Origin of the sequence: Caulobacter soli (assembly GCF_011045195.1) — a bacterium.
In the GTDB taxonomy this organism is placed as follows: Bacteria; Pseudomonadota; Alphaproteobacteria; order Caulobacterales; family Caulobacteraceae; genus Caulobacter; species Caulobacter soli.
Genome location: NZ_CP049200.1, coordinates 328,400 through 351,857, shown reverse-complemented (window position 1 = coordinate 351,857; position 23,458 = coordinate 328,400). Strand labels below are relative to the sequence as shown.

Below are 23,458 nucleotides of genomic sequence, written 5' to 3'. Positions count from 1 at the left end.
CTCACCCATATATAAATCATACCGGCCCGAGGGCTGGCCTGGAGGATCGGCCGTGAACGGCGTGAGCTTGAAGCAGCAGGATGTCGTGGCGCGCGCCGCGCGCAAGGCGGGCGGCTACTGGAAGCTCGTGCAGAAGTTTGTCGACCAACCGGCTCCCACGCGGGACAACAAGGTCCAGATGGCCCTCGAGCGCGATGCCGAAAGCGGTGAACTGCGGGTTGTTCGGGTGACGAAAGCGGCCTAGCCGCATGGGTCTGACAACTTCGTTCTTCGTCTGCCTGCTGCTGCTGCTGCCCGGGCTGACCGGTCTGGCGGTCTGGAACTTTCGGGGAAATCGGCAGACGGCCCGTCGGCCCGAGCTGCCGCTGACGGCGGTCAACAGCCTCTTCGTCACCTTCGCCATCTCGCTGGCGGTGCACATGATCGGCGTCATGGCGGTCGAGCTGATGGTGCGGGCGGTCCGCGAGTGGAACGCCCTGGACCTGCCCCGGCTGCCCAACGCCCACAACCCCTACCCCGCCGCCGTGGGACTGCTGGTCGCCAGGGTCGACAACGCCAAGGTCGGCGACCTCTACGGCCTGCTGTGGCTCATCGTCTTCGAATGCGCCGTGGTGGCGCGGACCCTGATGAGCCAGGGCGTCAACCTGGCCTTCGAAGGCCAGGATCTGCGCGGCGTCGGGTGGGCCGACAAGCACTTCCTGCAGCCGCTGCGTCACGACTACACGCCGATCGGCTTCGTCACGTTGAAGATCACCGAGGACGGGCGCGGCGTGGGATATTCTGGCCCCATCGACGAGTTGCGCCTGAGCGCCGACGGCGAGGTCAAGAGCGTCAGCCTGGGCCAACCGCAACGCTTCGTCTACGAACTGATCGCCGGGCGCTCCGGCGGCGAGCGATTGGCTGAAAGCCGGGTGCGTCGTCAACTGGCGCGTCAGCCCGAGTTCGAGATCTACGATCCCCAATGGGTCGGCGGCGTCGTTCACCTGTCGGCCGAAAGGATCGAAACCATCGTTATCCTCAATCGTCTGGACGAGGCGCTGCGCGACGAGGCCGCTGACGAGGCCGATCAGAACAGCGCTCCTTCGCAGGACCAGCCGGAAACGTCGGCCGATGTCTGAAATCGCCGCGATCATCACCGCGCTGTTGGCCGTCGTGATCGCCCTGGCCGCGATCGGGGCCGTGATCGGCGCCTGGGTCTGGGCCGTGGGCGACCTGCTCTGGATGCTGATCCTCAAGCCGCGCCTGATCGGCGGCCTGTTGGCGGGGCTGGTCTTCCTCGTCCTGGCGGCCGGCCTGGCGCTCGTCCCCGCCGACAAGCGCGTGGGCGCCTATCTTCCGCTGCTGGCCGCCGGCGTCCTCGCCCCGATCGCCGCGCGCCTGGCGGCCAACGCCGCGGCCCGCCGGGAGTTCGCCCTGCGCTCGGCGAAGTACGCCTTCGCCATGGATGCCCAGTCTCTGCGCCAGGCCAGCCTCTTCCACCTGGTCAAGGCGCAGCAGAAGGCGCTCTACGCGCCGCCGCAGGCCCAAGCCACGCCGACCTCCGGATCGACCGGCTAAGCCAGAATTTCCAACATCGGCGCCAAGGCGGCCTTCAGCACGACGGCATGGGCCTCGCCGCTGGATATCCAATGTTTGAGCCGCGCCGCGGTCAGGCCCTCCCCGGCCATGTCGGCCGCCATTTGTTCGGACAGAGCCACGCTGGCCCGTAGCAGAGCGCCGCGCGCGCCCTCGGTAAGGCCATCGCTCGCGGCCGGGTCGCTGGCGACCAGCGTGGCCGGATCCAGACCAAGTCTCAGCAGGCCGACGGCGACCTCCGATTCCGAAAGCTCGTCCGCCACCCTGCGCAACATGCCCAGGACCCGTTGACGTTCACCCCACACCAGGTCGAAGAGCCGTTCTCGGCGCTCATGAGCCGCGATCTCGCCCAACTGCGTGATCTGGGCGTGCAACGCCGCCGCGGCCAGCTCGCGCTCGCGATCCTGGATGCGCGCGAAGAGCCCGGTGATCCGCTCCAGGGCGCGCCCGCTCGTGATCTCGCGGGTCATCTCCGAGGCCATGTCCAGGGGCCGGGTCGGCGCGGGCCAGGCTTGGGCGGGAACCGTTTCCTGAAGATCCACCGGCGCCTTCAACGCCAGGGGATCAATGTCGAAGATCCGGATCTGGTCGGCGAGGCCGACGGCCGGACCAAAGATCATGGCGAAATGCAGGGACGAAAACAGCGATACGCGCCCGTAGGCGACGCCTTGCGCGGCGTCCACCCCCACCACGATGCGATGGCCAAACGGAAAATGGCTGGTCAAAATCTGGGGCGGCGGGTCGTGGTCCCACCATACCAACGGATCGTCGCCGCCCTGATAGGTATGGTCGATGAAAGGCTTGAGGCTTGGTTGTCGCGCGATGTCGGCGAACGCGTGCGCCAGGAAGGTCTGACCGATATAGCCGATGGCCCGCAGCCCGGCGGGGCCGCCCAGAGTGATCTGGGCGTGCAGGACGCCGGGCAGGTAGGTGTCGGTCACGCCCTGGCCGATGAACTCCACCTTCATGCCCTTGCGCGCTTGTCGCGCCGCCCAGTCTCGAGCCTGCTCCAGACTTGAAAAGGCCAGGGTGTGCTCGCCCGGCGCGATCGTGTCGGGACCTCCGAAGACCGCGGTCTGGTCGGTGACATCGATCCGGTGGCCGGTGGACACCTCGGTGAAAGCCGCTGGCCGCACGCGCTTGGAATGGTCCTGAACGACGCCCAGCTGAGCGTTGAAGACCTCCAGCTGACAGGTGAGCTCCTCGGCCAGCGGCCCGTAGCCGTTGTTGTGCAAGGTGCAATAGATCCCGCGATTGGTCCGCCGCCCGCCCAGCGCGGCCGGAAAGATATGTTCCGCCGAGCCGGCCTTCTTGCCGCACACCAGACAGGTCTTGGCCATCGTCTTTGAGGTCCCCGCTTGATCGTCCCGACGCGGATGGCACGCTATAGTTGTCGGCTGCGCCTTGCCATGGGCTGATGTCACAAGACGTGAGCGGGCGGCGCGGCGCCGGTGAGGGGAAATCCAAGCGTGAACTCAGAAACGCAAGACGCGACAGGCGCCGCCAAGCCGCCGGCGCCCGACCGGGACGTCGCCAAGTTCCTGATTTCTTCGACCTGCGATCTTGCCGATCGGTTCCAGTCACCGGCCCTGACGATCGCCGAAGCCCTGCCGGGTCTGCGCGACCGGGCCGGGTATCAGCGCCGCACCGCCGCCAACGGCGGGCGCTACGCCTTCACCCTGGCGTTTCGCACCGCGGCGGCGGATCAGGGCGGGGTCATCATTCCCACCTATGAGCACGTGGCCGACATGATGTGCACCTATCTCGCCGTCCTCTATGGCAAGCGTTTCGACAACCATGGGGCGCTGGAGTTCAGCGGACTTTTCGGCCTGCCCAACCTGCGGGCCATGGACCAGATCGCCGATGGAGCCTTTCCGTCCAACACCGCCAGCCGGCGCGCCGATCTTGGCTTTGACTTATCGCTAAGCCAGGTCGCGCGCCTGACCCCCCTGATGTTCGGTCAAGCCGGACGATCTCACGACGCTTCAATCTTTCGCGGGGCCGCGAAATATTACCTGCGCGCGCTGCAAGCGGCCGAGCCCGACATCGAGGTGGCCTATCTGCATCTGATCACCGCCGGCGAAATTCTTTCGACCGCGATCGATATCCCGCAAGACCAGCTCCTCGACGCCAAGACCCAGGAGCAGTTGGCGCGGATCGCAAACGAGCTCGCCGGCGGCGCGCCGATCGCCCGGGCCATGCGCAAGAAACTGCGCTCGGTGAAGGCGCGCTTCGTGGCGACGTTCCGCCACCTGGTCGATGCGCCCTTCTTCGACCGGGCCGAGGCCCAGACCTCCTATGCACGCTTGCGACGCGAGGAGTTTCGAAAGGTGCTCGGCGCGGCCTACGACCTGCGAAGCGCGTACGTCCACAGCGGGGAGACCTTCGGCGACTGGGTGGCGCCGCGCGGGACGGCCATGGAAGAGGTCCAGTCCGGACGCCCGATGGTCCAGGACAAGGCGTTCGCCAAGACCTTGGCCGCGGCGCCGACCTTCATCGGACTGGAGCGGATCGTGCGCTACGGATTGTTGCGCTTCGCCGAACGGCTGCAGGTCGACACCCAAATGGAGCCGGCGGCCCCCGCCCCTGAGCGCCACGCTCGGGGCGGGGGCGAGCTTTAGACGAGCCGGGCCCGCGCCCACGCTCAAAGCACCGCCAGCAAGGCCTCCAGGTCCGTTTCCAGGCGAACGTCGTACTTACGATCGAGGCCGGCCTGGCGGGCGAGATTGGTGAACTGGTTTTCGGCGATGACCAGGTCGCTGTAGGCCAGGACCGTGCTGAACGACCTCAGGTCGCGCATATCGTTGTTGTCGATCGGGCGCGGCTGAGCCTCCAGGCGCAGCACGATCTCGGTTTCGATGTCGAAGGTCGGCGTGTCGCGAAGGATCGCGCGCAGGCCCGCGCCATTGTTGGCGCCGAGCTCGGCCTTGAACAGGCCCATCCGCTCGGCGACGCCCATGAAGACGTCCTGCTGCTCGATGGCGGTGAGCGCGCGATAGATCTTGCGCCGCATGCTGGCAGGCTGGTCGCGATGCCGGCTTCGGCGATCCTCGATCCGAGCGCGCAAGGCGTCACAACCTTGGTCGAAGCGTCGGATCGCCTCGGTGCGCACCGCGTCCGGCGTTTCCATCAGATAGCGCATCATCCACCCTTGCGGGTCGCGAAGGACATCCCGCGCCAGGAGCGCGGCTGGCCCTTCCAGACGCGGGTCGTCGGCTTCGGAGATGGATTCGAAAAAGACCTGCGACAGAAACCAGCGGTCCTCGGCCAAGGGCGGCGGGCGGCTGAAAAAGGCGGCCAGAACCGCGGCCACCTCGTGTTCGAGCCGGCGATGAAGTCCCCGAAACACCCAGCCTCCGCTGAGCGTGACCTGGGTGACGGCCAGGTCGTACCGACGCTCCAGACGATTGACCTTCTGGGTCTCGTAGAGGTTCGTCGCCGTCAAGGGCAACAGGAGCTCACCGGCCTCCAGCGCTGGGACGACAGCCTCGAGCACGCGGCGCGCGGCCGGATGGGCCGACGGCGATTTCACCGCCTGGGCCAGGGCGATCCATTTGTTCTGATCGAGGTAGACGATCCTCATGGCTTTGCCGCCCTGTCCTCGCGCGAAATCGCCCCGGGACATCAAGGCGCGACCGGCCCGACCCCCGTGGCCGCGAGCCGCGCCCAGCCTTTAGGAACACCGCGCCAGCTCGGCGGCGAACTCCGCGTCGCTGATGGGCCTGCGCGCGACCAGAAGGCTGCAATCGGTGTTGTCGACGATATAGGCGCCCGAGGGCCCCGACCACCAGCGCTCCAGAAAACTGCGACGCCGGTGGCCAAGGACAACCAGGTCAGCGCCGACCTCGCGTACGAACGCGCTGATCGTTGGCGCGGGGTCGCCTCGGACGACATGGCCAGAGGCCTCAAGGCCAAATTCCCGAAGCTTGGCCAGTCCTTCGTCGACCATTTCGCCGCTGGCCGCCAGGAGATGCTCGGCCGCGCCGGGTTGGACGCCCTGCGCCATCGTCAGGGCGGCGTTGTCGGCAAGGACACAGAGCAACCAGACCCTGGCGTCGTAGCGCCGGGCCAACAAGGCTCCTTCCCGAAGCGCCAGCCGGGCCTCTTGGCTGCCGTCGAACGCCAGGATGATCTTTCGGTACATGCGCGCCCCCATTGTTGGCCCCTGGCGACCGGCCCGGGCTGTTCCCGTAGTTCATACGCCGCCATTTGAAAGCGCGTCGCGCCCGCCTTGCGGCCGGATCGGCGGCGAGCGGTTCCGCGCTCCGCACGGTCGTGCCCTCTGGAGCCGATGTTTCGCTAAGGCGGCTTTGAGGTTTTCTCGATTTGAGCACGGCCTGGTCCCCTCTAGCTAGGAACCGTGAAGCGATTTCGCTTCTGCCCTTCCTGGGCGTTTCCTCCCTATGACTGGCCCGGCGTCAACCGCCGGGCCTCTTTTTTGGCCGGCGCCGGACCGCCCAGCGCCGTTCTCGGCGCACAGGGGCTAGGACGACTTGAGGCCGGCGGCCGCTTCGTCGACGAAGCGGCGAAGAAGGCGGATCAGGCTCTGTCGATCCTCCGGGGTCCAGGTTTCGAGCATGGGACCCACCAGACGCGCACGCGCCGCGTCCAGCGCTTCAATGACGCTCCGGCCCTTGTCGGTGATGACCGCTTCGCGCACGCGGCGGTCCGGAACGCCGGGCCGACGGTCCACAAGACCCAGGCTTTCGAGCTTGGCGACCTGACGGCTGACCACGGAGTGATCGCGCCCCGACAGATCGGCCAACTCCACCACCCCGATGGGCCCCTTCCGCTCGATCCGGCTGAGCAGCGGAAAAAGAGCGCGATCCAGGGAAAGACCCGCTTCGCGGATCAGCGCCACGTCGGCCTGGGGGCCGTTGGCCAAGCCCACCAGATCCATCATCGCGATGTGGAGTTCGCGGATTTCAGTGTTCATGCGTGTCTATCGCACGCGATTATCGGGCTCGTATAGTGTTCGATCGATCCATCCCTGTCGCCGCGGACCGCCGAAAGACGCATAGAGACGAGGCCTAGGTCTAGACTTTCACCCAGGACCTCTGCCCGCCGTCCGCGCCTAGACCTTGACGATCGCCACGCCAGATCGTCCGCTCAAAACGTCGCCCGCGCCCGCGGGCAGTCGACCAAAGAGCGGCAACGCCAGCAACGACAGGCCGCCCATGACGAAGAAACTGATCGAGATATCCTGCCCCGACAACGCCTCGCCATGGCGCAGCACCAGCAGGCTCTGCAAGGTCACCGCCGCCGCGGCCACGCCCAGGCTTTGAGCGAGTTCCTGGGTCGTGCTGGCCAGCGCGCTTGCGCCGCCCAACGCCGTGTCGGGAACATCGGCATAGCAAAGCGTCCCCAGAGCGGTGAACTGCAGAGAGCGAAGAAAGCCGCCGATCAACAGCAATCCGAAAATCATCGCGTGCGGCGTTGACGCTTGAAACAGGCCGATGCCGCCCAACAGAACGCTGGTCAGCACGCCATTGACGATCAGGACGCGCCGAAACCCGTATCGTCGCAGCAGCAGGGTCGCCGGCCCCTTCATCAGCAGAGCGCCCATCGCGCCGGCGAACGAGATCACGGCGGACTTCAGAGGCGGCAACCCAAAGCCGACCTGCAACAGCAACACGAGCAAAAGCGGCGAGGCGCCCATGGCCACCCGCCAGATCCCCCCGCCGAGTATGGCGACCTGCATGGGGGGCGACCGCAGCAGCGACAGGTCCAGAACGGGCGCGCGCGCGCGCCGAGCATGGCTGGCGTAGGCCAGCAGCGACAGGGCTCCAAGCGTCACCCCGCCGACGATGGCGCAGGGCGGCCAGTTGGATTGGCCCACCTCGCCCAAGGCCGACACCAGCGCGGCCACGCCGCCGCCGGCCATGGCCAGGCCTCTCAAGTCCAAAGGGCCGGCCGGCTCGCCGCCTAGGTCTGGAATGATCAGGATGGCGGCGATCACCCCGGCCAAGCCCACGGGCGCGCTCAGAAAGAAGATCCATCGCCATGACGCCGCCTCGACGATCAGCCCGCCGACCAATGGTCCGATGATCGGCCCCAGAACCGCCGGCACGGTGAGGATCGACATGGCCTGGACGATCTGCTCGCGGGGCGTGGCGCGTAGAAGGACAACCCGCCCCACGGGCGTCATCAGCGCGCCGGCGACGCCTTGCAGAATCCGCGCGGCGATGAGTTGAGGCAAACTGCTCGACAGGCCGCACAGCGTCGAAGACAGGGCGAAGAGGGCCATGGCGGCGCAGAACACGTTGCGCGCGCCAAATCGATTGGCCATCCAGCCGCTGACGGGGATGCACACCGCCACGCTGAGCATGTACGCGCTGATCGCCAGATTGAGCCGAACCGGACTCTCGCCCAAGGCTCGGGCCATGGTTGGCAAGGCCGTGGCGATCGCCGTCCCTTCCAGGCCTTGCATCAAAAGGCCCAAGCCGATGACCAATGGGATCAGGTAGGCTGGCGCCGGGGATCGCTCGACAAGACGGGGCAAGAACACGGGGTCTCGGAATGAACGCGGCCGCAGGACGAACCCAGCGGCCTGGCGGACAGGCGCGGGGCGCTATCGGCTTCATGACGGCGACGAGAGGCGCGGCTCGCGCCGCGCGCCGGGCTCCCTAGCGATCGTAGCCGGGCGACTCCTGGTCGACGCGGCGAAGCAGCGCGGCCCAGGCCAGGTCGGCGGTGCTGGCCCGATCGCTCGTGCCGCGCCCCTGTCCGGCGACCAATCGGGCCACCTCCTCCTGGGCCGCCTGGGGCGCGATCAGCACGCCGTCGCGGCCGCCGCTGAGGGCGCGGATCTGCGCGGTGCAGGCCTTCTCCAACTGATAGATGCCGAGCCACGCCGCGCCGGGCGAGGCGCCCAGGGCCAGGGTGCCGTGGTTGCGCAGCAGGAGCAGCGTCTTGTCGCCCAGGTCCGCCACCAGCCGCTCGCGCTCGTCCAGATGCAGGGCCACGCCTTCGTAGTCGTGATAGGCCAGCCGCGGGATGACGCCCAGCGAGCGCTGGTTCAGCGGCAGCAGCCCCTCCTTCTGCGACGAGACCGCGATGCCGTCGTCGGTGTGGAAGTGGATGACGTAGTGGGCGTCCTCGCGCGCCGCGTGGATCGCCGAATGGATGACGAAGCCGGCATAGTTGATGCCGTAGGCGCTGGGCTCGACCAGATTGCCGTCCAGGTCGATCTTGACCAGGCTGGAGGCGGTGACCTCCCCGAACCGCAGGCCGTAGGGGTTGATCAGAAAGTGGTGCTCGGGTCCCGGCACGCGCGCCGAGACGTGGGTGAAGATCAGGTCGTCCCACCCCTCCAGCGCCGCCAGACGATAGAGCGCGGCCAGATCGACGCGCACGCGCCATTCGTCGTCGCTGACCTTGTGCCGGATGGGTTCGACACCGGGAATGAAACCGTCCGCCATATGAGCCTCCACTGCTGGAAGCCGCATCTAGCGCAACGCCCTACCCCCGCACCAAACGAGCAATCGTCAATGATCTTATTTGTTGAGTTAAACTACCGAAATTAGCCCATATAATGAAGTATATTTTCAACGCTTGATTGTAGAATACCTATTTCAGATCTCGCTTATTCTCTCTTTGCTCAAGTCTGAAATGCCCAGCAAATCCGCCGCCTGTTTACCCGGGGGATTTGCATGCTCGCCGAACGTTTGAATTTGACCCTGCTGGCCGCCGCCTCGAGCTTGGCGCTCGTCGCCCACGCCCAGGCCGCGGAGCCCGCCTCGCCCGCCGCCGTCGCGGCGGCTCCAGGCGACGCCACCGAGGTCGAGAGCCTGGTCGTCACCCTGGGCGTGCGCGGCGCGCAGCGGACGGTGGCCGACAGTCCCGCGCCCATCGACATCATCAGCGGCAAGCAGTTGGCCGAGACCGGCCGCGCGGACCTCAAGGAGGCGCTGGCCCAGCTCCTGCCCTCGTTCACCTATTCGACGGTGACAGGCGTGGCGCACAACACCATCTTCCGCCCCCTGACCAACCGAGGCCTCAGCGGCGCCTACACCCTGGTGCTGGTCAACGGCAAGCGCCGCCACAACAGCGCCATGCTCAGCTCCTCGGCCCAGGACAACAGCGGCGCCAATCCCGTCGATCTGGACCTGATCGCCATCAGCGCCGTGGACCACATCGAGGTCCTCAAGGACGGCGCGGCGGCGCAATACGGCTCCGACGCCATCGCCGGGGTGATCAACGTCGTCCTCAAGAGTTCGGCCAGCGGCGGCGGAGCCTATGTCAGCCTGGGCGGGCTCTACGCCGGCGACGGCGCGGTCGGCAAGATCGGGATCGACCACGGCTTCGCACTGGGGACCAATGGCGGCTTCGTCCACCTCAGCCTGGACGCCCGCAGCCAGCAGCGCGCCACCTGGAACAACCCGGCCACCGGGACCCTCTATTTCCCCCTGCCCGGCGGCGCGCCCGATCCGCGCGAAGCCGGCTGGGACCATGTCGGCCAACTCAACGGCAACCCCAAGCTCAACGCCGCCAACGCCGCGCTGAACGCGCAGCTGCCGCTGGGCGAGGTCACGGCCTACGCCCAGGCCACGGCCAGCGTGCGTCAGGCGGCGATGTACAATTTCCTGCGCCGCCCCAACACCGTCAACGACATCCCCTCGATCTTCCCGGACGGCTTCTTCCCGATCCTCAACATCGACGAGACCGACTACCAGGTCGTGCTCGGCGGACGCGGAACCGTGGCCGGTTGGGACTACGACCTCAGCACCGCCTTCTCGCGCGACCGCGTGAAGGGCTCCAGCGACCTGACGCTCAATCCTTCCTTGGGCCCGACCGGACCAACCAGCTTCGACAAGCTCTACGTCAACCGCTTCACCCAGTGGACCAACAACCTCGACCTGACCCGCGCGGTGGACTTAGGATTGCGCGCGCCGCTGCAGGTCTCCTTCGGCGCCGAGCACCGCTTCGAGGAGTACGAGATCGAGGCTGGTGAGCTGGCCGCCACCGCCAACGGCGGCTATCGCTTTTCCACCGGCCCGCTGGCGGGACAGTACGCCTCGATCGGCGCCCAGGCGGTGACCACCGCCTCGCCCGAGGACGCCGGCAAGGTCAATCGCGACAGCGTGGCGGCCTATGTCGAAACCAGCCTGGACGTCTCCGACAAGCTGTTCCTCGGCGCGGCCGGCCGGGCCGAGCACTATGACGACAGCGCCGGCGACACTCTCAGCGGCAAGCTGACGGCGCGCTACGACTTCACCCCCGCCTTCGCGTTTCGCGGCACGATCAGCAACGGCTTCCGGGCCCCGTCCCTGCCGCAGCTGATCTATTCGCAGACCGACAACCGGGTGCAGGCGGCCAGCGACGGCACGCCGGTCACCACCAAGGTCAAGGTGGCGCGGGTCAATTCTCCCCTGGCCCTGGCCCTGGGCTCCGAACCGCTGAAGCCGGAGAAGTCGGTCAACTACAGCCTGGGCTTCACCTTCACTCAGGGCCCCGTGACCCTGACCGCCGACGCCTACCAGATCGCCATCAAGGACCGGATCACCAAGACCAGCTCCCTCTATGGTCCGGCGGTCAGCGCCCTGCTGGTCTCGCAAGGCTTCGACGGCAATCAGTGGGTCCAGTACTACACCAACGCCATCGACACCCGCACCCGCGGCCTGGATGTCGTGGCCGACTACCGCCAGTCCCTGGCCGATCTCGGCTCCGTCCGCTGGACCCTGGGCTTTGCCTGGAACAAGACCAAGATCACCGACATCGCCGCCAATCCCTCCGAGTTGGCCAATCTCGGCCCCAACGCCGGCGGCAACCTGGTGCGCTTCTCGCGCAGCGCCCAGGGCAATCTCACCGACGCCTTCCCCAAGACCAAGCTGGCCCTGGGGGCCGACTGGAGCCGCGGCCCGTTCAGCGTGACCCTGCGCATCACCCGCTACGGCAAGGTGGCGACCATTGCCGACCTGCCGACCGGAGACCGCTGGTTCGGCGCCAAGTGGATCACTGACCTAGCGCTCAGCGCCGACCTCACGCCGAAGCTGAAGCTGACGGTGGGCGCGGAGAACCTTCTCGACGTGCGCCCCAGCCCCAACGCCATCCCCGACAGCGCCGGCAGCGCCCTCTACGGCAGCGCGCCGTTCAGCCCCCAGGGCGGCTTCTACTACAGCCGTCTCAGCTACAGCTTCTGATCGGAGATCCGATGATCGACCACCTCTCCCGTCGCGGCGTGCTCGGCGCGGGCCTGGCCGGCGCCCTGCTCTCGGCCTGCGGCGGCCGGACGCCCGACGAGGTCCTGGTCCTGGGCGACCAGGCCAACCTGACCCGCGCCAAGGTCGAGGCCGCGGGCCTGCTGAAGGACCGGCCCTATGCGTTCCGCTGGGCTAATTTCGCCGGCGCCGCGCCGCTGTTCGAGGCGGTGATGGCCGGCGCCGTCGACACCGCCCCGGCCGGCGACACCCCGGTGCTGGCGGCGGCCGCCGCCGGCGTGCCGATCAAGCTGGTCGCGGCCAGCCAGTCCTCGGGCAAGGGCGTGGCCCTGCTGGTCCACCCGGACTCGCCGATCAAGACCGTGCATGACCTGAAGGGGCGCAACGTCATCGTCTCCTCGGCGCGCGGCAGCGTCGCTCACTACCTGCTGCTCGGCGCCCTCAAGGAGGCTGGCCTGAAGCTCTCCGATGTGACGATCGGCTTCCTGCTGCCCGGCGAGGCCCAGGCCGCGTTCGACGCCCGGAAGATCGAGGTCTGGGCGACCTTCGGCCTCTACCAGGCCCTGGCGGAGTATCGCGGCGCGCGGGTGCTGCGTGACGGCGTGGGCATCAACACCGGCCTTGGCTTCATCACCGCCTCGACCCGGGCCCTGGCCTCGCCGGTCAAGCGCAAGGCCATCGCCGACGCGCTGGCGCAGTTCGCGGCCGCCAACGCCTGGGCCAACAGCCACAAGGACGCGTACGCCGCCGTCTTCACCAAGGTCACCGGCGCGCCTTTGGGCGCGGCCAAGCTGCTGGTCGAGCGCGAAAATCCGATCCTGACGCCCGTCACCCCGGTCGCGATCGCCAAGCTCCAAACCGTGGCCGACACCTTCTTCCAGGCCGGCCTGCTGCCCAGGAGCGTCAACGCCGCCGCCCTGGCCGACACCTCGCTGTTCCCGGCGTAGCACGACATCCGCCCACGGAGGACATCATGACCAAGCTCTTTCTGCTGGCCTCGGCGGCCCTCATCGCCCTGGCCAGCCCCGCCGCCTTGGCCGCCCAGCCCGACCCCGCGGCCATTCATCAGCGCGCCTTGGTGCTCGACAGCCATGTGGACGTTCCGCAGGATCTGGGCGTCGGCGGCAAGGATTTCGGCGTGGACGGCGACGGCCAGATCGACCTGCCCAAGCTGGAGCGCGGCCAGGTCGACGTGGCGGTTCTTGCCGTCTTCGTGCCCCAAGGCCCGCGCACGCCGGAAGGCTACGCCAAGGCCCGCCAGGACGCCGACGCCAAGCTGGCGGCGATCACCGCCATCGCCCAGCGCTACCCGGACCGCACGGTGCTGGCCAGGTCGTCCGACGACGTGATCGCCGCCGCCAGGGCCGGCAAGCACGCGATCATCGTCGGCTTCCTCAACGCCTATCCGTTCGGGGAAAGCCTTGAGCCGATCGACGCCTACTACCGCGCCGGCGTGCGCAGCTTCGGCTTCGTCCATGCGGGCAACAACGCCTATGCCGACTCCTCCAGGCCCAGCGGCGAGCCCAAGGTCGAATGGGGCGGGCTTTCGCCCTTGGGCAAGGCGGCGGTCGCCAAGCTCAACGACCTGGGCGTCATCATCGACGTCTCGCAACTGACGCCGGACGGCGTCTTCGAGACCCTGAAGCTCAGCCGGGCGCCGGTGGTGGCCAGCCATTCGGGGGTCAAGGGCGTGGTCGACGCACCGCGCAACCTGTCGGACGCCGAGCTCGACGCCATCAAGGCCAACGGCGGCGTCGTCCAGGTCGTCGCCTTCGGACCCTACCTGGTCAATCCCGGGCCGGATTTCCCGGCCAAGGTCGCCGCGCTTCGTGTCCGGTACGGTCTGCCCGCCGTCTACGCCAAGACCTCGGACGGGGCCGACGTCCTGACGCCGGAGCATCGCCTGGACTATGTCCATGCCGTCAACGCCCTGCTGCCCAAGGCCACGGTCAAGGACCTGGTCGATTCCGTCGACTACGCGGTCAAACGCATCGGAATCGACCATGTCGGCCTGTCGTCCGACTTCAATCACGGCGGCGGCGTGGTCGGCTGGGCCAATGAGGGCGAGGCCGCCGGCGTCACCGCCGAACTGGTCGCGCGCGGCTACAGCGAAGCCGACATCGACAAGCTGTGGGGCGGCAACTACCTGCGCGTCTTCAAGGCGGTGGAGGCCGAGGCCAGACGTTAAAGGCATAAGCACCGCAAAATGGAGAAGATTGATATTGCAAATTCTCAATATTACCATTTATACAAGTCAATTATCGTCCAAAAATAGTGGACTTTAACAATATTCATTCGTCCATTTTGACTCAATTTTAGCCTGAAATAAAAATCAATACGCCTTTATATTCAATCACTAAGCGCGATAAATTTGACAAGCTGGCAAAATCGTCCAGATTCCGGGCGACTCCTGTTTAGTTTTTCTACGTATCCATGTCCGCTATCGCACCGCAGCAATGAGGCCTCGCAAGGCCTCGAGCGATCCGGGCCTTCGAGTTTTCTGGCGACCTTCCGCGTCCAACTGGCCGCCGCTCACGCGGCGGCCGCTTTCTCGGGAGCGCCTTGATCGTGGGGGTCAGTGGCTTTGGGCATCAGTCGTCGCTTGTTCGTGTCGCGCGCCTTCGCGCTGGGCGGTTTCTCCGCCGGCTACGCGGCCTTGCAGGGCCTGGGCCTGACCTCCACCGCCTTCGCCAAGGACTTCGCGCCGCCGCCGCGCGATCTAGGCCAGGGACGTTCGGTCCTGGTCCTGGGCGCCGGCGTCGCCGGCCTGGTGACCGCCTACGAACTGGAACGCGCCGGCTTCTCGGTGACCGTCGTCGAGGCCCGCGAGCGGGTCGGCGGGCGCAATTGGACAATCCGCGGCGGCGACACCGTCGAGACCCTCGATCGCCCCACCCAGACGGCGGGCTTTTCCAAGGGCCTCTATTTCAACGCCGGCCCCGCCCGCCTGCCCAGCCATCATCAGGGCGTGCTGTCCTACGCCAAGGCCCTGGACGTGCCGCTGGAGGTCGAGGTCAATTCCAGCCGCTCCAGCCTGCTGCAATCGGACAAGGCGTTCGGCGGCAAGCCCATCCAGCAGCGTCAGGCGGTCAACGACCTGCGCGGCGGCCTCTCGGAGCTGCTGGCCAAGGCGACGCGCGGCGGCGCCCTGGATCAGGACCTGACCGCCGACGACCGCCAGGCCTTGCTGAGCTTCCTGAAGACCTACGGCGATCTGGACGCCGGCGGCGCCTACAAGGGCTCCGAGCGCTCCGGCTATCTCACCTATCCCGGCGCCGCCGACCAGAAGGGCGTGGCCCGTCCGCCCCTGCCGCTGCGCGACCTGCTGGCCGACGAGGCCCTGCCCTACGCCCTGTTCGAGGACAACATCCTCATGCAGGCCACCATGCTGGAGCCGACCGGCGGCATGGACGCCATCCCCAAGGCCCTGGCCAAGGCGCTGAAGACCCCGCCGATCCTGGGCGCGGAGGTCACGGCCCTGCGCCAAACCGACAAGGCCGCCGAGGTGGCGGTCCGCGACCGCCGCACCGGCGCGGCCCGCAAGCTGACCGCCGACTACCTGGTCGTCACCCTCCCCCTGCCGATCCTGGTCAAGATCGCCAGCGACCTGCCCGCCCAGGTGAAGACCGCGATCGCCGGCGCGAGGTACGACAACGCCAGCAAGGTCGCCTTCGACGCCCCGCGCTTCTGGGAAGACCAGCAGATCTATGGCGGCCTGTCGTTCGTCGGCGGCGAGACCACCTTGGTCTGGTACCCCAGCGCCGGCTTCAACCAGCCGCGCGGCCTGCTGGTCGGCGCCTATACGGTCATGGGGGCCGCCCGCGCCTTCCAGGCGCGCAGTTTCGACGAGCAGATCGCCCTGTCGCGCGCCGCCGTCGACAAGCTCCATCCCGGCCACGGCAAGGACCTGGCCGCGCCGTTGGTCATCGACTGGAACCGCCAGGCCTTCAACCTGGGCCCCTGGATCCACTGGGAGGCCGACGGCAACGACCCGGCCGCCTACGCCCTGCTCAATAGACCCCAGGGCCGCGTGTTCCTCAGCGGCGCGCACCTCTCCCAACTGCCCAGCTGGCAGGAAGGCGGCGTCGCCGCCGCCCGCCGCACCGTCGGCCTGATCGCCGACCGCGTCCGCGCCGACCGCCTCGCCGCCCCCCACTGACCGGAGACTTGTCATGACCCGCCGCACCACGCTCGCCGCCGCCCTGGTCTCCAGCCTTGGCCTTATCGGCGGTCACGCCGCCGCCCACGCCGCCGACATCAAGCGCGCGCCGTCCGCCGGCCCGATCGCCATCTCGCCGGCCGTCACCGCCCCGCCCGGCTCCACCCTGGTGTTCCTCAGCGGCGCCCTGCCGACCATCGCCGACAGAGCCGCGCCCGGCACGACCGAAACCCAGACCCGCTCGGTGCTCGACAAGCTGGAAGCCACCCTGAAGGCCGAGAACCTGACCCTGGCCGATGTCGTCAAGGCCACGGTCTTCCTGGTCGGCGATCCGGCCAAGGGCGGCGAGATCGATTTTTCCGGCCTCAACGCCGCCTGGACCCAGCGCTTCGGCACGACCGAGCAACCCAACAAGCCCGCCCGCAGCACCGTCAAGGTCGCCGGCCTGGTCGCCCCGGGCGCCCTGGTCGAGATCGAAGTCGTCGCCGCCCGCGCGCCCTGATCCGCGGGCGTGGCGGGGCCGCTCCCAAGGCCGAACACGCATCCACCAACCACAAAACCAACCGGGGGATAGACGATGACCAGTAAGCTTTGGGGCGCCTCGGCGCTCGCCCTTTCGGCCGCGCTTTTGGCGGCTCAAGCCCAAGCAGCCGACGCCGCATCCGCCTCGGCGGTCGACGCGCCCGCCGCCGACGCCACCACCATCGACGCGGTGATCGTCACCGGCACCCGCCAGACCGGCGTGCGGGCCGTCGACAGCGCCGCGCCCGTCCAGGTGGTCGACAGCGGCGCCCTGACCCGCACCGGCCAGTCGGACCTGCGCCTGGCGCTCAGCAACCTGGCCCCGTCGTTCACGGCCCAGGCCTTCGGCGGCGACGCGGCCAACCTGACCCTGTCGGCCCGCCTGCGCGGCACCAGCGCCAACCAGACCCTGGTGCTGATCAACGGCAAGCGCCGCCACACCACCGCCAACCTCGCCGTCCTGGCCGGCGCCTATCAGGGCTCGGCGGCGGCCGACCTCAACTTCATCCCGGTGGCGGGCATCTCGCGCGTCGAGGTGCTGACTGACGGCGCGGCCGCCCAATACGGCACCGACGCCATCGCCGGGGTCATCAACATCATCCTCAAGGATGACAACCACGGCGGCGAGATCTCGGCCACCGGCGGCTCCTACTACGAGCGCGACGGCGAGACCTCCAGCCTGTCGGCCAATATCGGCTTCGCGCCCGCCGACAACGCTTACGTCAACCTGACCTTCGAGAACCGCTTCCATGACTTCAGCCTGCGCAGCGCGCCGGACGCGCGGATCAACGCAAGCTCGGTCGTGGCGGCCAACCCGACCTGGCCGACGATCATCCAGGACTATCCCTACGCCAACAAGATCGCCGGCGACGCACGGGTTCAGCTCAACGTCGGCGCGTTCTCGGCGGGCCTGAAGCCCAGCGAAAACCTGGAGATCTACAGCTTCGGCACCTACGGCCAGAAGAAGGCCACCGCCTACGAGAACTATCGCCTGCCCAACCGCATCCCCACGGTCTATCCGGCCGGCTTCAGCCCGCGCCTGGAGACCCTTGAGAAGGACCTGGCCCTGACCGGCGGGGTCAAGGGCCAGGCCTTCGGCGGCTGGGCTTTCGATCTCTCCTCGACCTACGGCAAGGACGACCACGAGATCAGGGTGCGCAACTCGGCCAACCTGCAACTGTTCGCCGACACGGGCGCCACCCCGACCCAGTTCCACGCCGGCGATTTCATCTCCACCCAATGGACCAACAACCTGGATGTCAGCCGTGAGTTCACGGTCGGTTGGGCCACGCCGCTCAACGTCGCGTTCGGCCTGGAGCAGCGCGACGAGAGCTACGAGATCAAGGCGGGCGACCCGGCCTCGCGCTACAAGTCGGGGTCTCAGTCCTATCCGGGCTTCGCCCTGACCGATGCGGGCAAGCACGAGCGCGACAGCTGGGCGGCCTATGTCGACCTGGCCGCCTCGCCGATCGAGAACCTCCAGCTGGACCTGGCCGGCCGCCACGAGCACTTCAGTGATTTTGGCTCGACCGACATCGTCAAGCTGACCGGCCGCTACGACTTCACCCCGGCCTTCGCCCTGCGCGGCACGGCCAGCACGGGCTTCCGCGCTCCGACCCTGGCCGAGCTCAACTATTCAGCCACCAACGTCTCGCCGACCACGGCCTTCGTCCAACTGGCCCCCAACTCGGCCGGCGCGCGGCTCCTGGGCCTCAACGGCCTCAAGCCTGAAAAGTCCAAGAACCTTAGCATCGGGATCGTCGCCGAGCCCATCGACCGGGTGACGCTGACGATCGATGCCTACCAGATCAAGATCGACAATCGCATCGTCGGCAGCGGCGCGCTCTACGGCAAGATCGGCGGCGCGGTCGTCAACGCCGCGATCACCAACGCCATCGCCGCCAACGGCAACGTGCTCGATCCCAGCGTCGGCACCACCGGCATCAACCTGTTCACCAACGGCCTGGACACCCGCACCCGGGGCGTGGAGTTCCTGGCCTCGACGTGGACGGATCTGGGCGACCACGGCAAGATCGACTGGACGCTGGGCGCCAACATCAACACCACCAAGGTCACCCGGATCGCCGCGCCGCCGGCTGGCCTGGCCGGGTCGGCTCTCTTCGACCAGACGGCCATCGCCAACCTCGAGCACGCCGCGCCGCGCTACAAGGTCAATCTGACCAGCCTCTATTCCAGCGGCAAGTGGACGGTGAACCTGGTCAATACGGTCTATGGCCCGGCCTGGAGCTACACCAACGTCAACGGCTCGTACTTCAAGGACAAGATCAAGACCCACCTGATCACCGACCTGGAGCTGGCCTACAAGATCACCCCGTCCCTGCGCGGGGCCTTGGGCGCCAACAACCTGTTCGACGTCTATCCCGACGGGCTCAACAAGGCCGGGACCGCCGCCTCGATCGCCGCGGGCAATCCGGGCGTGGCGCTTTATCCCAGCTTCTCCGCCTTCGGGATCAACGGCGGCTACTACTATGGCCGGCTGACCTACAGCTTCTAGCCGCGCCTTCGAACGCGTCGGCCGGGTTGGCTCCCCTTTCCCAGGCCGACGCAGAGGCGGTCCCTTGTCGCGCGAGGGGCCGCCTCGTTTTTTCTTCATCGCTTCGAACCGGAGACACCGCCATGGACCTGCAACTGACCGGCAAACGCGCCCTCGTCACCGGGGCCAGCCGAGGCATCGGCAAGGCCATCGCCCTGGCCTTGGCCAACGAGGGCGTCGACGTCGCCATCGCCGCGCGAAGCCTCGACGCCCTGACCCTCACCGCCCTGGAGCTGGCCGACGCCACGGGACGGCGCATCGTGCCGCTAGTCGCCGACACCGGCGACGACGCCTCGGTCCGGGCCCTGGTCGAGCAGGCGATCTATGAACTGGGCGGGATCGACATCCTGGTCAACAACGCCGCCACGCCCGGCGGCGCCGCGCCCGCCGCGACCATCGCCCAGGCTTCCGGCGCGGCGGTGCTCGACGACGTCAACATCAAGGTCGCCGGCTATCTGCGCACCGCCCAGGCTCTGGCGCCGCATCTGGTCGCCGGCGGCTGGGGTCGGATCATCAACATCGGCGGGCTGGCGGCGCGCGGCACCGGCCACTACGTCGCCTCGATCCGCAACGTCGCCGTCTCGGCCCTGACCAAGAACCTCGCCGACGAACTGGGTCCCCACGGCGTCACCGCCAATGTCATCCATCCGTGCGGCACGCGCACCGAGAAGACCACGCCCGAGGCCGAGGCGAAGATCGCGGCGGGCAACACCATCGGCCGCATCGTCGACGCCTCGGAGATCGCCTGGCTGGTCGCCGTCCTGGCCTCGCCGCTCAGCGGGGCGATCAACGGCGAGACCATCGCCGCCGGCGGCGGCACGCCAAAGGTCATCAACTATTGACCAGTCGCCAGCCCGCAATTTTCCTTTCAACGGCAAGAGAAAACCCCGCGCCGCCTGTAATGACTGGGGTTTTCCTCGCCGCCTTGAACATCTCAAAACCTTCAGTTCAGCACTGCTCGTTATCGGTCGCCTCGCGCGCGCCGTAGCGTCGAGCCTCCATCCGAGGACCTCGACATGACGCAGCAACCCACCCGGCAACTGAAGCTCGGCGCCATCCTGGGCGGCGTCGGCATGGATCATACCAGCTGGCGCGACCCCGCCCTGGCCGGCGACGCCAGCATCGACATCAACTGGTACATCGACAACGCCCGCCTGGCCGAGGCGGCCAAGTTCGACCTGGTGTTCATCGTCGACAGCCCGTTCATCACCCCCGACACCGCGCCCCACTTCCTCAATCGCCTGGAGCCGCTGACCCTGCTGTCGGCCGTGGCGGTCTCGACGTCGAAGATCGGCCTGGTCGGCACCCTGACCACCTCCTACTGGGAGCCCTACAATGTGGCCCGCCAGTTCGGTTCGCTGGACCATATCAGCAAGGGCCGCGCCGGCTGGAACGTGGTGACCACGGGCCTGGAAGGCGCCTCCAAGAACTATGGCCGCGACGAGCACTTCGAGCACGGCGAACGCTACGAGCGGGCCGGCGAGTTCGTCGACGTGGTCCAGGGCCTGTGGGACAGCTACGAGGACGACGCCTTCCCGCGCGACAAGGCCGCCGGCGTGTTCCTCGACAAGACCAAGCAGCACGCCCTGAACCACAAGGGAAAGTTCTTCTCGGTCGCCGGGCCGCTGGCCCTGTCGCGTTCGCCGCAAGGCCAGCCGGTGATCTTCCAGGCCGGGGTCAGCGGTCCGGGCCGTGACCTGGGCGCCAGGATCGCCGAGGGCGTGTTCGCCGGCGTCGACACCTTTGACGAAGCCGTCGAATACTATGCCGACCTGAAGGCCCGCGCCGCCGCCCTGGGCCGCGATCCCGATCATATCAGCGTCCTGCCCGGCCTGGCGCCGATCATCGCCGACACCGACGAAGAGGCCCAGGCGATCGCCGAGGCCCAAGCCGGCAGCCGCGAGATCGAAAAGTCGCTCGTCGAGCTGGGCCGGGCCTTCAACTACCACGACTTCCGCAAGTACCCGATCGACGGGCCGTTCCCGGACGTCAGCAATCTCAGCCTCAACAGCTACAAGGGCCGCGCCGAGCGCATCGTCCGGATCGCCCAGGAAGAGCAACTGACGCTGCGCCAGACCGCCGAGCGGTTCGGGCGCTGGCGTTCGGACTTCGTCGGTTCGCCCCAGACGATCGCCGACGAGATCGAGCGTTGGTTCGTCGGCCGCGCCGTCGACGGCTTTATCCTGCGCGTCGACAAGCCCGGCGTCTTCGCCCAGTTCCGGGACAAGGTCGTGCCGCTGTTGCAAGCCAAGGGCCTGTTCCGCACCGAGTACGAGCACGACACCCTGCGCGGCCACCTGGGCCTGCCCGTCCCCGAGCATCGCTGGGCCGCCGGTCCCGACAAGATCGCCGCCGAATAGGCTCCGGTCGATGCCGCTGTTCGAACCCCTCACGCTGGGCGGGCTGGTCCTGCCCAACCGCATTGTCATGGCGCCGCTGGGCCGGGCGCGCGGAGAGCCCGCCTCGCGCGAGCCCACCGCCCTGGTGGCGCAATATTATGTCCAACGGGCCAGCGCGGGCCTGATCATCTCCGAGGCCACTCACGTCTCGGCCGACAGCGTCAGTCGGCGAGGCGGCACGGCGATCCATACCGAAGGACAGGTGGCCGCTTGGCGCAAAGTGGCGGACGCCGTGCACGAGGCCGGCGGACGCATCTTTCAGCAGCTTTTTCACCTGGGGCGCAAGGCCGACCCCGCCTTGCTGCCCACGGGGAGCTGGCCAGGCGGCCCCTCCGCGATCGCCGCGCGCGCCGAATTCGCCACGCCCCAGGGCCCCAAACCCTTTCCCGTGCCGCGCGTCCTGGAGCTTGACGAGATCGCGCGCACTGTCGAGGCCTTCGGCGCGGCCGCCGCCAACGCCCGCCGAGCGGGCTTCGATGGCGTCGAGATTCACGCGGCCAATGGCTATCTGATCGATCAGTTCCTACGCGACGGCGCCAACCAGCGTCACGACCATTATGGCGGCAGCGTCGAGGGGCGCGCCCGCTTCCTGCTTGAGATCGTCGAAGCGACAACCGCTCACTGGCCCTCCAATCGCGTCGGCGTTCGTCTTTCGCCCCATCCTCATCCTGACGGCACGCGGGACGCCGCGCCCAGACTCCTGACCCGCCATGTCGCCGAACGTCTGGCCGCGCGCGATTTGGCCTATCTGCATTTGGTCGAGCCGGCCGCCACCGCGCCGGCCGAGCGGATGGCCCCGACCGCGCGCGCCGCCTTCGCCGCGCCCTTGATCGTCTGCGGCGGCTTCGATCGCGCCTCGGCCCAGGCCGCGCTGACCGAGGATCGCGCCGACCTCGTCGCCTTCGGGGCTGGATTCATCGCCAATCCCGACCTCGTCGAGCGGTTGCGGCGCGATGCGCCCTGGAACGCGCCTGACCCTTCGACCTTCTACAGCGGCGGCGCGGCCGGCTATGTCGACTACCCCGTGCTCACCTCGGCGGTGGAGACGGTGTCGTGACCGACCTGGAGCGACAAGCCTGGGCCTTGGGCGAGCCGGAGCCGAACTGGAACCGCCGCTTCCTGCTGGGCGGAGGCCTCGCCTTGGGCGGCGGACTCCTCCTGAGCGGTTGCGGCCGGCATGAACAGGCCGCCGAGCCCGTGCTGAGGGTGTCGGTCACCGGTAGGGGCGAGGGCGATCAGGAGCTGCTTCAGCGTCTGGCGGGCATCACCACCCCGGGCTTCAAGGTCAACTTCGCCCACTTCGAATCCGGCCATCTGGTCATCGAGGCGCTCAACAGCCGGGCCCTGGACTACGGCGGCATGAGCGAGATCCCACCGGTGTTCGCCGCGGCCTCCACGACACAGAGCTTCCGGCAGATCGCCGTACTGCACGGCGACGTCAACAACCAGGTCGTGCTCGTGCCCAAGGGCTCGCAAATCCAGACCCTGGCGGATCTGAAGGACAAGCGCATCGGCTATGTGCGGGCCACGACCTCACAATATTTCCTGATCCGCATGCTGCGCTCGGTGGGTCTGGACTGGAAGGACATCACCCCGGTGGCCATGGGCGTGGCGGACGGCGCGGCGGCCTTTTCCAGCGGAGCTCTGGACGCCTGGGCCATCTACGGCTTTCCCATCCAGCGGGCCTTGGCGACCCAGGGCGCGCGCATCCTCAAGACGGCGCTCGGCTTCCTGTCAGGCAATTACATCGTCTCGGCCCATGTCGACGCCCTGGCCGATACGAAGAAGTCCGAGTTGATCGGTCGATACCTGCAGATCACCCGCCAGGGCTACGCCTGGGCCGCCGGCCACCAGGACGAATGGACGGCCGCGATCGCCCAGGAGATCGGCGTGCCGCTGGCCTATGTCCGTGACCAGTTTGCGCGCAAGAGCGCCAGCTACGAGCTGCGCCCGGTCGATGCGGCGGCGATCGCCTCGCAGCAGGAAGTCGCCGACGTCTTCGCCGGCGCCGGTCTGATCCCCAGGGCCGTCGATGTGCGTCCTCTGTGGGACGACCGCTTCAACGCCATCCTCGAACGAAAGGCGTAAC

General features: G+C 67.9%; 20 protein-coding genes. 14 read left to right on the top strand and 6 right to left on the bottom strand.

The features are described 5' to 3' along the window. Window positions 1-52: 52 nt before the first annotated feature. The 3 genes from G3M62_RS26055 to G3M62_RS26045 are packed head-to-tail and all read left to right on the top strand — an operon-like array spanning window position 53 to window position 1,557. Window positions 53-244: a hypothetical protein gene (locus G3M62_RS26055; RefSeq protein WP_165191716.1), complete on the top strand. Its 192-nt coding sequence runs from the start codon at window positions 53-55 to the stop codon at window positions 242-244. Window positions 245-248: 4 nt separating this feature from the next. Then, the gene (locus G3M62_RS26050; RefSeq protein ID WP_165191715.1) at window positions 249-1,118 is read left to right on the top strand and encodes a hypothetical protein; all 870 of its coding nucleotides are present in this window, start codon (window positions 249-251) and stop codon (window positions 1,116-1,118) included. Next, the gene (locus G3M62_RS26045) at window positions 1,111-1,557 is read left to right on the top strand and encodes a hypothetical protein (protein ID WP_165191714.1); all 447 of its coding nucleotides are present in this window, start codon (window positions 1,111-1,113) and stop codon (window positions 1,555-1,557) included. The genes G3M62_RS26050 and G3M62_RS26045 overlap by 8 nt, the downstream gene beginning before the upstream one ends. Here G3M62_RS26045 and G3M62_RS26040 read toward each other — a convergent pair. Further along, window positions 1,554-2,999, bottom strand: a complete 1,446-nt coding sequence (locus G3M62_RS26040; RefSeq protein ID WP_165191713.1) for a hypothetical protein — start codon at window positions 2,997-2,999, stop codon at window positions 1,554-1,556. The genes G3M62_RS26045 and G3M62_RS26040 overlap by 4 nt on opposite strands. 45 nt (window positions 3,000-3,044) lie before the next feature. Here G3M62_RS26040 and G3M62_RS26035 point away from each other — a divergent pair, with 45 nt between their 5' ends. After that, window positions 3,045-4,196: a HEPN domain-containing protein gene (locus G3M62_RS26035; protein WP_165191712.1), complete on the top strand. Its 1,152-nt coding sequence runs from the start codon at window positions 3,045-3,047 to the stop codon at window positions 4,194-4,196. 23 nt (window positions 4,197-4,219) lie between these two features. Here G3M62_RS26035 and G3M62_RS26030 read toward each other — a convergent pair whose 3' ends face one another. The 5 genes from G3M62_RS26030 to G3M62_RS26010 all read right to left on the bottom strand — a co-directional run bounded on the left by G3M62_RS26030 (window position 4,220) and on the right by G3M62_RS26010 (window position 8,996). Continuing rightward, complete coding sequence (locus tag G3M62_RS26030) at window positions 4,220-5,158, bottom strand: hypothetical protein (protein ID WP_165191711.1); 939 nt, start codon at window positions 5,156-5,158, stop codon at window positions 4,220-4,222. Window positions 5,159-5,248: 90 nt separating this feature from the next. Next, window positions 5,249-5,719 carry a universal stress protein gene (locus G3M62_RS26025; protein WP_165191710.1) on the bottom strand — a complete coding sequence of 157 codons (471 nt, stop codon included), beginning with the start codon at window positions 5,717-5,719 and terminating at the stop codon, window positions 5,249-5,251. 339 nt (window positions 5,720-6,058) lie between these two features. After that, on the bottom strand, window positions 6,059-6,511 hold the full coding sequence (locus G3M62_RS26020; RefSeq protein WP_246263644.1) for a MarR family winged helix-turn-helix transcriptional regulator: 453 nt from the start codon (window positions 6,509-6,511) through the stop codon (window positions 6,059-6,061). Window positions 6,512-6,649: 138 nt separating this feature from the next. Further along, complete coding sequence (locus G3M62_RS26015; RefSeq protein ID WP_281360105.1) at window positions 6,650-8,083, bottom strand: MFS transporter; 1,434 nt, start codon at window positions 8,081-8,083, stop codon at window positions 6,650-6,652. A gap of 118 nt (window positions 8,084-8,201) precedes the next feature. Further along, window positions 8,202-8,996 carry a class II aldolase/adducin family protein gene (locus tag G3M62_RS26010; protein ID WP_165191708.1) on the bottom strand — a complete coding sequence of 265 codons (795 nt, stop codon included), beginning with the start codon at window positions 8,994-8,996 and terminating at the stop codon, window positions 8,202-8,204. 231 nt (window positions 8,997-9,227) lie between these two features. Here G3M62_RS26010 and G3M62_RS26005 point away from each other — a divergent pair, with 231 nt between their 5' ends. From G3M62_RS26005 to G3M62_RS25960, 10 genes are all read left to right on the top strand, one after another. Further along, window positions 9,228-11,717, top strand: coding sequence for a TonB-dependent receptor plug domain-containing protein (locus tag G3M62_RS26005; RefSeq protein WP_165191707.1), 2,490 nt, complete (start codon window positions 9,228-9,230; stop codon window positions 11,715-11,717). A gap of 11 nt (window positions 11,718-11,728) precedes the next feature. After that, window positions 11,729-12,682, top strand: a complete 954-nt coding sequence (locus G3M62_RS26000) for an ABC transporter substrate-binding protein (protein WP_165191706.1) — start codon at window positions 11,729-11,731, stop codon at window positions 12,680-12,682. A gap of 26 nt (window positions 12,683-12,708) precedes the next feature. Further along, the gene (locus G3M62_RS25995) at window positions 12,709-13,923 is read left to right on the top strand and encodes a dipeptidase (RefSeq protein WP_165191705.1); all 1,215 of its coding nucleotides are present in this window, start codon (window positions 12,709-12,711) and stop codon (window positions 13,921-13,923) included. 420 nt (window positions 13,924-14,343) lie between these two features. Continuing rightward, window positions 14,344-15,894 (top strand): flavin monoamine oxidase family protein, encoded by a 1,551-nt coding sequence (locus G3M62_RS25990; protein WP_246263643.1) that lies wholly within the window; start codon window positions 14,344-14,346, stop codon window positions 15,892-15,894. Between the two features lie 13 nt (window positions 15,895-15,907). After that, window positions 15,908-16,396, top strand: coding sequence for a RidA family protein (locus tag G3M62_RS25985; RefSeq protein ID WP_165191704.1), 489 nt, complete (start codon window positions 15,908-15,910; stop codon window positions 16,394-16,396). Window positions 16,397-16,471: 75 nt separating this feature from the next. Next, window positions 16,472-18,931: a TonB-dependent receptor plug domain-containing protein gene (locus G3M62_RS25980; protein WP_165191703.1), complete on the top strand. Its 2,460-nt coding sequence runs from the start codon at window positions 16,472-16,474 to the stop codon at window positions 18,929-18,931. Between the two features lie 122 nt (window positions 18,932-19,053). Further along, window positions 19,054-19,812 (top strand): SDR family NAD(P)-dependent oxidoreductase, encoded by a 759-nt coding sequence (locus G3M62_RS25975; protein ID WP_165191702.1) that lies wholly within the window; start codon window positions 19,054-19,056, stop codon window positions 19,810-19,812. 174 nt (window positions 19,813-19,986) lie between these two features. Beyond that, the gene (locus G3M62_RS25970) at window positions 19,987-21,330 is read left to right on the top strand and encodes an LLM class flavin-dependent oxidoreductase (RefSeq protein ID WP_165191701.1); all 1,344 of its coding nucleotides are present in this window, start codon (window positions 19,987-19,989) and stop codon (window positions 21,328-21,330) included. Between the two features lie 10 nt (window positions 21,331-21,340). Next, window positions 21,341-22,426: an alkene reductase gene (locus G3M62_RS25965; protein WP_165191700.1), complete on the top strand. Its 1,086-nt coding sequence runs from the start codon at window positions 21,341-21,343 to the stop codon at window positions 22,424-22,426. Continuing rightward, window positions 22,423-23,457: an ABC transporter substrate-binding protein gene (locus tag G3M62_RS25960; protein WP_246263642.1), complete on the top strand. Its 1,035-nt coding sequence runs from the start codon at window positions 22,423-22,425 to the stop codon at window positions 23,455-23,457. The genes G3M62_RS25965 and G3M62_RS25960 overlap by 4 nt, the downstream gene beginning before the upstream one ends. The last annotated feature ends 1 nt before the right edge of the window (window position 23,458 follow it).